This is a genomic window from Nostoc sp. CHAB 5715 (assembly GCF_020829685.1).
GTDB lineage: Bacteria > Cyanobacteriota > Cyanobacteriia > Cyanobacteriales > Nostocaceae > Nostoc.
Map to the genome: position 1 here is coordinate 1 of NZ_JAIVFR010000304.1, position 7407 is coordinate 7407.

The 7407-nt window shown below is 43.6% G+C and carries 9 protein-coding genes; 5 read left to right on the top strand and 4 right to left on the bottom strand.

What is annotated here, in order from left to right; all coding sequences use genetic code 11:
- Positions 1 to 150 precede the first annotated feature (150 nt).
- The 3 genes from LC574_RS17800 to LC574_RS17810 form a co-directional block, all read right to left on the bottom strand.
- Complete coding sequence (locus LC574_RS17800) at positions 151 to 423, bottom strand: hypothetical protein (RefSeq protein ID WP_229454735.1); 273 nt, start codon at positions 421 to 423, stop codon at positions 151 to 153.
- Positions 424 to 502: 79 nt separating this feature from the next.
- Positions 503 to 1561 carry a WD40 repeat domain-containing protein gene (locus LC574_RS17805; protein WP_229454736.1) on the bottom strand — a complete coding sequence of 353 codons (1059 nt, stop codon included), beginning with the start codon at positions 1559 to 1561 and terminating at the stop codon, positions 503 to 505.
- A 115-nt stretch (positions 1562 to 1676) separates the two neighbouring features.
- The gene (locus LC574_RS17810) at positions 1677 to 2648 is read right to left on the bottom strand and encodes a GTP-binding protein (RefSeq protein WP_229454737.1); all 972 of its coding nucleotides are present in this window, start codon (positions 2646 to 2648) and stop codon (positions 1677 to 1679) included.
- A 675-nt stretch (positions 2649 to 3323) separates the two neighbouring features.
- Between LC574_RS17810 and LC574_RS17815 the strand changes: the two genes are divergently transcribed.
- The 5 genes from LC574_RS17815 to LC574_RS17835 all read left to right on the top strand — a co-directional run bounded on the left by LC574_RS17815 (position 3324) and on the right by LC574_RS17835 (position 6534).
- Positions 3324 to 3743: a BlaI/MecI/CopY family transcriptional regulator gene (locus LC574_RS17815; protein WP_118169357.1), complete on the top strand. Its 420-nt coding sequence runs from the start codon at positions 3324 to 3326 to the stop codon at positions 3741 to 3743.
- Positions 3743 to 4582 carry a M56 family metallopeptidase gene (locus tag LC574_RS17820; protein ID WP_229454740.1) on the top strand — a complete coding sequence of 280 codons (840 nt, stop codon included), beginning with the start codon at positions 3743 to 3745 and terminating at the stop codon, positions 4580 to 4582. Before LC574_RS17815 ends, LC574_RS17820 begins: the two co-directional genes overlap by 1 nt.
- 778 nt (positions 4583 to 5360) lie before the next feature.
- Entirely contained in the window at positions 5361 to 5618 is a 258-nt protein-coding gene (locus tag LC574_RS17825; RefSeq protein ID WP_190728676.1) for a 2TM domain-containing protein, read from the top strand.
- 119 nt (positions 5619 to 5737) lie between these two features.
- A complete protein-coding gene (locus LC574_RS17830; protein ID WP_229454738.1) occupies positions 5738 to 6046 on the top strand; it encodes a DUF3181 family protein in 309 nt (102 codons plus the stop codon).
- Between the two features lie 272 nt (positions 6047 to 6318).
- The gene (locus LC574_RS17835) at positions 6319 to 6534 is read left to right on the top strand and encodes an acetyltransferase (protein ID WP_229454739.1); all 216 of its coding nucleotides are present in this window, start codon (positions 6319 to 6321) and stop codon (positions 6532 to 6534) included.
- Positions 6535 to 7118: 584 nt separating this feature from the next.
- Here LC574_RS17835 and LC574_RS17840 read toward each other — a convergent pair.
- On the bottom strand, positions 7119 to 7397 hold the full coding sequence (locus LC574_RS17840; protein ID WP_229454741.1) for a hypothetical protein: 279 nt from the start codon (positions 7395 to 7397) through the stop codon (positions 7119 to 7121).
- Positions 7398 to 7407: the final 10 nt, after the last annotated feature.

Consider the following 7407-nt stretch of genomic DNA (forward strand, 5'->3'; position numbering starts at 1 on the left):
GACTAAAGATTTTTCGGATTATTTAGTCATCAAAAGATGACTTTCGCTATTAGCAAGGAACTTCAGTTCCTTGCGGGACATGGCTTTTACGTTAAGTTGACACGTATGAGCTGGCTCGTGCCCCTACAATATTCATAACTCCTAAGTTTATTAAAAACCGATTGATGGCAGCTTGCCTTGTAGCGACTGAAATTTAGACTGAACACAGTTGGCACAATTGCAACCAAGTTGATCAATAATCGGATTAGATGTTTGAGTCAACTTTGGTGTTGCCAAATCAGAAATTTGTTGTGTAGATACTACCGTCATAATTTGGGTAGCATAAGCATATTTCAGGCTGGATGCGTTTACTGGATTGACTACCAGCAGCATGGATACCAGAGATGCGGGACAGGCAAGTAAAATCAGTTTGATTATGTTCATAAATTTACACAAAGATACCTTTGCTGATACAGCATAGCCAATAAATTGCCCACCTTCAACTTTAATTAGTGAGTACTGCTTAACTACGCCCAAATCCTTGACCGCGCAAAACCTTTGACAATACAAGTAATTCGCCCTGCTCACCGCCTGCGGCCAGTAACTTACCTTGGGGATGCCAAGCTAGGGTGGAAAATCCTGCTGAGACACCTGTGATAATTTGGGATACTTCTTTGGCTTTGTTCCACAAACACAACCAGCCATCAGCAGCAGCAGAAGCAAGAAGGAAGCTTTTAGGTGCAAAGGCGATCGCATTAATCACACCCACATGATTAGTTAATACTCGTGCTTCCCAACCTAAAGAATCATCCTCTAGTTTTTGCCACACCACAATACCTTCAACGCTAGAAGATGCCAGTATTGGCGCACCCACTTTAGTCATAGCTTCTGACCATGCCAATTGGCGAATTTTACCAGGGAAGCCACGCATCACCCAAGGGTCGGGGTTGTTCCATTCTAAAACGGTGACACTACGATCCATGTTGCCAGAAGCCAGGAATTTGCCATCGGGCGACCAAGCCATAGCTACACTGACACTAGGCATATCTAAGCTGTATGGTTCTTCATCCCAGTTTTGACTATGCCAAATTTTAATACCCTTATAACCACTAATGGCTAAGTACTGTCCGTCAATCCGCCAATCTATACCCAATACTGAAGAGTTGTCGAAATTCAGCGTCACGACAATTTCACGAGTATCTGCATCCCAAACTTGGACGTAACGCCCCAAACTAAAAGCCAGTTGGTTACTGGTGTAATTCCAAGCTAGCTTGTCAACCCATGCGGGGGCATTTTCCAACGTGGCGATTAATTCACTACCGCGCCAAATTTTCACCTGTCCATCTTGTCCGCCAACGGCTAAAAATTTTCCATCGGTTGAAAAAGCTAGACAGTCTACTGATTTACCGTTACCAGTTTGTAAGGTTGTGAGTTCGCCATCATTCCACAAAACTACTTCACCGGCGGCGGAAGTTGCTGCTAAAGTTTTACCTTGTGGCGACCAAGCGATCGCAGTTACATAATCTGAAAGTGTCCCCGAGTAATGTTGTTCAAATTCCTTAGATTTGGTTGTGGAGTTCATATCTTTGAAGGGGAGTGGGGAGTGGGGAATCGGGAGTGGGGAATCGGGAATCGGGAATCGGGAATCGGGAATTCCCTACTTCCTACTCCCTACTCCCCACTCCCCACTCCCTAAATTAAGCTAAACAAGCGAGAAAATCTTGCTTGAGTTGGGCTGCATCAAGGTTGCGACCGATAAAGACTAGTTCGTTTTTGGGAGTTTCGCTTGGTTTCCAGGGGCGATCGGGTTTGCCATCAAATATCATGTGTACTCCTTGGAATACAAATCGATTCTCTTCTCCAGCAATATTTAAAATGCCTTTCATCCGAAAGATATCTGGGCCTTGGGTACGCAGTAACTCCGAAAGCCAAGCGTTTAATTTTTCTCCATCGACTGCACCTGCTTCTACTAAAGCTACAGAAAAAACAGTTTCATCGTGTACGTGGGCATCTTCGCCTAAAAAATCTGGATCAATTTCTAATGCACGATCTAAATCAAAGGCTTTTACACCTAATAAAGCATCCATTCCTAGTTCAGAATTTTGGGTACGGTAGATTTTTGCGATCGCATTCATCGCCCGAATCCGTTTTTCTAATTCATTCAACTCTTCTGGCGCTACCAAATCTGTTTTATTAAGTAAAATTACATCGGCAAAGGCAATCTGTTCTTGTGCTTCGTCTGCATCCCAGTGCTGCGAGATATGCTTGGCATCTACGACTGTCACCACCGCATCTAGAGACAGTTGGCTTTGCAAATCTTCATCAACAAAAAATGTTTGAATCACTGGTGCTGGATCTGCTAATCCAGTTGTTTCAATTACTAAATGGTCAAATTTATCGCGCCGCTTCATCAAATTGCCAATGATGCGAATTAAATCGCCGCGCACTGTACAACAGATACAGCCATTGTTCATTTCAAAAATTTCTTCATCTGCATCAATAATCAATTGATTATCAATACCCACTTCCCCAAATTCATTGACAATCACAGCAACTTTTTTGCCATGTTCGTAGGTGAGGATGTGATTGAGTAGAGTCGTTTTACCTGCTCCCAAATAGCCTGTAAGAACAGTAACGGGAACTGAATTGTTGATTACGTCAGCCACCATACTCTAAATTCCTCTTGTCTCACCTTATGGATAATCATTATCACACATCATAAATCTTTTTATATTTTTGTGCGAACTTGCGGGTTTTAACTAAATCTTAAGGGGAGCATCCCACTTTTTTGCATGTCATTGCAAGCGTTGCGAACGCGAGTGCGTCTCTTAGAGTTGCAATCACAAAATCCTCCTCCCTCAGAGCGAGTCCATGCGATTGCTTCGTCGTTCCTCCTCTCTACGAGACGCACTCGCGTTCGCAATGACAATTATTTTCTCATTAAAAAATAAAAACTGGGATGCACCCAATCTTAAGAGTCCCTAATCCCTAATAAGTACTCAAAAAGCCCATTTTTATCTGAATAGACTTTCAGACTGCTGCACTATCCTGTAATCTAAAACAAGAACAGACTTTCTAAATGGGGAAAAAGTTACAGTTTCAAGGTCAAGGTTACAGCGCTAAGAGACGGATATTCACTCATTCCCGTTCGGCTCCCTTCGACTACGCTCAGGGCAAGCCGCTCAGGACAAGCTCAGGGCAAGCCGCTCAGGACAAGCTCAGTACAAGTCACGGCAAGCCCACTCCCCACTCCCCACTCCCCACTCCCCACTCCCCACCCCCCACTCCCCACCCCCCACTCCCCACTCCCCACTCCCCACTCCCCACTCCCCATTGAAATTGCTATGGCACCTTTACCCGATTACCGCCCTAAACAACTATCTTTAGGCCCCTTGGAAGCGGAAATTTTAAATATCATCTGGGAACTTGGTTCAGCCACAGTAAAGGATGTACACGATCGCATTCTGGCTGACCCCAACCGCGAATTAGCGTATACTTCTGTCACTACTGTCTTACGTCGCCTCACTGATAAAGGTTGGCTAGCCTGTGACAAGAAAGAGCGGGCATTCTATTGGCGGCCAATGCTGAGTAAACAGCAATCAGATGTCATCAAAGCTCACGAGCAGTTACAGCGATTTCTGGCGGTGGGAAACCCCGATGTTATCGCAGCCTTTGCCGATAGCCTAGATGAAGCAGCTAGTGAGCAAATAGCAGCGATCGCCAAACGCATTCAATCAGCACGCCAAGCCAGGGAGGAAAAATGATGCATCTAATGATGATTTTGATTGCTTTGGCAGTTGCCTGGTGGTTAAGATCCTCTTGGAATAAACCCCAAGGCAATTGGAATATGCGATGGCAGCGATCGCTATTTTTGTTCCTCTTCCCACCCTTGCTAATTTTCATGACAGCGATCGCGGTGCTGTTCATGGGGCCTCAAGGACAAATGGGCGGAATGTATACAGGCTCAGTCAGCTATTTACTAGCATTAATTTATCTGGCATTTTTTGCCATTTTATGCATGAAACTGGCCTTTCAAGGTTTGCAGTCTGTAGAATCTGCGCGTAACTGTCCTCTGGTGAATTTGGGGAATAAACGAGCCAGGTTACTGCAAACGGGCGCGTTATTTGCGGGTCAAATCGGTTTTTGGCAACCAGAACTAGTGGTTAGTCAAGGATTAGTGCAAACTCTCTCACCGGCTCATTTAGAAAGCGTCTTAGCCCATGAGCAAGGGCATCACCATTACAGGGATACATTCTGGTTTTTTTGGCTGGGTTGGGTGCGTTCTTGCACGACATGGTTGCCAAATACAGAGCCTTTGTGGGAAGAACTGTTAGCTTTGCGCGAACTCCGTGCCGACGGTTATGCAGCATTGCAGGTAGACCCTCTGGTGTTAGCAGAATCACTTTTATTAGTGGTTAGTAGCAGTCCAGTCTTATCAGAAATATGCTGTGCTGCATTAGGTTCTTCTGGTGCAGATCGCTTAAAACAAAGAGTAGAAGCTTTATTAGCACCACCAGAAGCAACCCCAGAAGCTCAATTACAATCTTGGCATGGATTTATGTTAGCTTTTCTACCTTTAGTAACTGTGATGTTTCATAGTTAAATTGAAGTTGCTGACTGTTAAAAAGCTATTACGGCACGAAACTGCGACGGTAGCAACTTCTGCCAAGACGTTTTCGTGTTACGCGCAGGCTGTAGCAGCTTCCGTCATGACGTTTCCGTGTTACGCGCAGTCTGTAGCAGCTTCCGTCATGACGTTTCCGTGTTACGCGCAGTCTGTAGCAGCTTCCGTCATGACGTTTCCGTGTTACGCGCAGTCTGTAGCAGCTTCCGCTTTGACGTTTCCGTGTTACGCGCAGGCTGTAGCAACTTCCGCCAAGACGTTTCCGTGTTACGCGCAGGCTGTAGCAACTTCCGCCAAGACGTTTCCGTGTTACGCGCAGGCTGTAGCAGCTTCTGCTTTGACGTTTCCGTGTTACGCGCAGGCTGTAGCAACTTCCGTCATGACTGTAGCAACATCGGTTATGTCAATACTGCGTAGGTTTTGAAGATTTGTAGGTTGGGTTGAACTTTAGTGTTACCCAACAAAGCCCTGGAAATGTTGGGTTTCGTTCCTCAAACGCCACTTGCTTCAAGTCGGGAAACCCGCCCAACGCAGTGGCTCCCCAACCTACACATTTTTATTTTTTAGCCAAAACCTACGCAATATTGTGTCGGTTATGTCTGTAGCGCTCATCCCCCACTCCCCAGTTATGGAAGATTATCAGGATCAATGCCGAGACTTTTAATTCGATTATGACTGGTTGTAAGGGTCTAATAGCAACCACTGCCACAAAAACCTTAGAATGAATAGGGTGTATTTAAATCTGTAACAAATATTTATGCCTCCTCGCTGGCCTCGCAAACCCGATCGCAAAGACCCTGATTACCGCAAAATCGATGACAGAATGAATTTTGCTGTGCATGTAGCGATCGCTGCTACCATTAATTCTGGCTTGTGGTTTTTCCACATCTTGAAAGGCACTACTTGGGAGTGGTTGCCTTGGGTGACTTTAAGTTGGACAGGAATATTGTTGGTGCATCTGATATATATTAGTGCGATCGCTAACTACACCGAAACTCCGCCAAAATCCACCTGAAGATGGATTACTCATGCTGGGGCGATTGTAACCTCTGGTAGTAGGATTAGGCTGTTAATTGAGCCATAATATAAAAAAGCCTGATATTTCGCACTTTTTCTGAATGTAGGGTTATTTTTATGGCTAAGACTAACACCACAGAACTACTAGAAGCCCTAGCAGCTGAAATTGGCGAAAACGTCTACATAGACGTTGCCAAATGGCATCTTTATTTATCTAATGCCAAACTGCATACAGTTGTTGCAGAGCAACTGTATCCTTTAATTACTTCCAACGCTGTCAATGAAGACCGAGTTTTACAAGTCTTGGGATCGATTCCAGTAAAAATTGGCGGCGGGAAACGTGAAATTCCTTTAATCGATTTACTACCCCTGCAATGCCAAGTCACTTTAGTAGATATTCTGGAAAAATATCAACGTGATTTCTAATCGCTAAAACCAAAGTTATCTTAGTTGGACAATTTTATTAATCAGCATTCCCTGATTCTATTTTAGGTTCGGGATTAGGTGTCTATTTTATAAAAAATAACTCTACAGCTACACACACACAAATTAATCTCGTGTAATTTTATGTGTGGATATCTGATAAAAATTTCCTTTAACAATTAAGGAATCTCCGCGTTCAAAATCTGTTTAGATTTGAGCGAGTTTATTTTGAGACTCGCTTTGAACTTCCATGCAAACTCATTGAGGCAATTTCTATGCTTTTACAAGTCAAAGATAGTGGCGAATTGGTAAAGATTGTTGAAATTCAGGAATTACTTGATCCGAATAGTGATGTTGTTCACGCAAAAGACCAAGAAGGTCAAGAAGAACAGCAAACTAATAGTTTTAAAAAGGAAAATCTCGTTTTTCCTTCAGGTGAAGTTCTACCACGCTGTTGGTTAGATGCCGACTATAGACACAACAACGGTTAATTATTTTCAAGTCACTTGAGTTCGACGGTTCATGTAGTAATTTTTAGAGTGATTTGTTTGTAGCAAGCGGCTCCACCCCTGCTTTTATGCAACTTACAGCTATTTTCAGGTAAATAGACCACGCGGTAGGGGTAAAGCGCATTGCCCATACGTGTCAACTTAACGTAAAAGCCATGTCCCGCAAGGAACTGAAGTTCCTTGCTAATAGCGGAAGTCATCTGAAGATGACTAAATATAGCAAAAAATCTTTAGTCTACTTCAGTAGACTTTAGCTATAAGCCAATGAACTTTAGTTCTAGGCGGGCGTGTCAGCCAACAGATAAGCGATTTTTAGCTTAAGTTGACACCAATGGGCATTGCCATGCCCTTACCAGCGTATTTGTATCATTATTAAAGTGAAATGGTATGAGCGTAGTCGAAGGGCGTAGCCGAAGTATTGCGAATTGTTTGGTCAAGGCCCCAAGTATCCACATCGATACGAGGAATGCCATATTTTTTTTTAGAGAAAAAAGTTTAACTGAACTGTATTGCACTTTAACCCTCCCCGATATATTGGGGAGGGGACTAGATAGTGTTTGACTGAGTTATTGCATCAAAATCTGACGGCTTAAAATACTCATAACTTCATGTGGATTACCTGTTGGTAGTAGCGCACTCCAATCGCCAACGTTGGCATAGCCGAGAACTTGCAATAAGTGAATTGTGCTGGTAACGGCTTTTGGTGAACCAATCAATAAATGTTTAATCGGTTCTCTTTTTGGCGATGGCTTTTGGTCAGATGGATTCAAAGGAGGTACGTTGTTGCCTTGGGTAGGTAAATACTGCTTTTGTTGTGATTTGGCAAACTTTTTTGATTGTGTCATGATCATAGTT

Bases quoted from the DNA above. Each gene is read 5' to 3' on its own strand.
- LC574_RS17800 (WP_229454735.1), bottom strand. From the start codon at position 423: ATGAACATAATCAAACTGATTTTACTTGCCTGTCCCGCATCTCTGGTA.
- LC574_RS17835 (WP_229454739.1), top strand. From the start codon at position 6,319: ATGCTTTTACAAGTCAAAGATAGTGGCGAATTGGTAAAGATTGTTGAA.
- LC574_RS17820 (WP_229454740.1), top strand. From the start codon at position 3,743: ATGCATCTAATGATGATTTTGATTGCTTTGGCAGTTGCCTGGTGGTTA.
- LC574_RS17830 (WP_229454738.1), top strand. From the start codon at position 5,738: ATGGCTAAGACTAACACCACAGAACTACTAGAAGCCCTAGCAGCTGAA.
- LC574_RS17825 (WP_190728676.1), top strand. From the start codon at position 5,361: ATGCCTCCTCGCTGGCCTCGCAAACCCGATCGCAAAGACCCTGATTAC.
- LC574_RS17840 (WP_229454741.1), bottom strand. From the start codon at position 7,397: ATGACACAATCAAAAAAGTTTGCCAAATCACAACAAAAGCAGTATTTA.
- LC574_RS17815 (WP_118169357.1), top strand. From the start codon at position 3,324: ATGGCACCTTTACCCGATTACCGCCCTAAACAACTATCTTTAGGCCCC.
- LC574_RS17805 (WP_229454736.1), bottom strand. From the start codon at position 1,561: ATGAACTCCACAACCAAATCTAAGGAATTTGAACAACATTACTCGGGG.
- LC574_RS17810 (WP_229454737.1), bottom strand. From the start codon at position 2,648: ATGGTGGCTGACGTAATCAACAATTCAGTTCCCGTTACTGTTCTTACA.